The organism is Thauera aminoaromatica S2 (genome assembly GCF_000310185.1).
GTDB lineage: Bacteria > Pseudomonadota > Gammaproteobacteria > Burkholderiales > Rhodocyclaceae > Thauera > Thauera aminoaromatica.
In genome coordinates this window covers 1-1,037 of record NZ_AMXD01000299.1, presented here as the reverse complement: position 1 = coordinate 1,037, position 1,037 = coordinate 1, and the positions used below count along the sequence as shown (strand labels likewise).

The 1,037-nt window shown below is 65.3% G+C and carries 2 protein-coding genes; both read right to left on the bottom strand.

All coding sequences use genetic code 11. The annotated features are described in order from the left end of the window. Positions 1-88: 88 nt before the first annotated feature. Positions 89-502 carry a type II toxin-antitoxin system tRNA(fMet)-specific endonuclease VapC gene (gene vapC, locus C665_RS19720; RefSeq protein ID WP_004330482.1) on the bottom strand — a complete coding sequence of 138 codons (414 nt, stop codon included), beginning with the start codon at positions 500-502 and terminating at the stop codon, positions 89-91. Then, positions 502-741: a type II toxin-antitoxin system VapB family antitoxin gene (gene vapB, locus C665_RS19715; RefSeq protein WP_004330481.1), complete on the bottom strand. Its 240-nt coding sequence runs from the start codon at positions 739-741 to the stop codon at positions 502-504. The genes vapC and vapB overlap by 1 nt, the downstream gene beginning before the upstream one ends. Positions 742-1,037 lie beyond the last annotated feature (296 nt).

The window sequence follows — 1,037 nt, the reverse complement described above, 5'->3', positions numbered from 1 at the left end:
TGGATCGCGACTTGCGTCGCTCCTACAAAACATCGCGGCGTCTGCGGGCTGCCGTAGGAGCGACGCAAGTCGCGATCCAGCCGCAAATTCAAGCCCCGACCCGATCCACCCAGTTCTCCAGCCGCAGTCCCTCGACGCGTTCGAACTCGCGCACGTTGTTGCTCACCAACACCAGCCCCTCACTGCGCGCGTGGCCTGCGATATGCAGGTCATTCACCCCGATCGGCGTGCCCTTGCGCTCCAGGTCGGCGCGGATGTCGCCGTAATGCGCGGCCGCCTTGTCGTGGTACGCCAGCACCACCAGACGCGACGCAAAATCCTCCACCTGCACCAGGTTGTGCGCCTTGCGCGCGCTCTTCTCGGCGCCGTGGATCAGCTCGGCCAGCGTCACCGCGCTGATGCACATCTGCCCCGCATGCTCGTTGAACACGCCCAGCATCTGCGGCGGGCGGCGCTTGATCACATAGATCGCGATGTTCGTGTCGAGCATGTACTTCAGCATCAGAACGCCTCGCGCTCGTCCTGCTGCTGGCTGGCGCGCTCGGGCAGAAAGTCCTCGCTCACCCCCTCCGCCGCCAGGAAGAAGCTGTCCCAGGTCCTGTCGACCGGCGCCAGAATCCGCTCCACCCCACGCACCCGCACCGCCACCTTGCGCACCTCGGGCGGAAACCGCGTCTCCGCAGGCAGACGCACCGCCTGCGTGCGGTTGTTCTCGAAAATCGAACCTGTCGCAATGCCCATCGCCTGTCTCCGTCGTCCGCGCAGCGCGCTATACACACAAGGTATATAGCACCATTTCCCGGCGCCGTAATCGCGACTTGCGTCGCTCCTACAAAACCTTGCGGCGCGTGCGATTTGCCACTGTGGGAGCGACGCAAGTCGCGATTGGGGCCGTCCCCAACCGCCGTCGCCCATTCCCACCGCCCAGATCGCGACTTGCGTCGCTCCTACAAAACATTGCGGCGCGTGCGACTTGCCACTGTGGGAGCGACGCAAGTCGCGATTACGGCCGTCCCCAACCGCCGCCGCCCATTCCC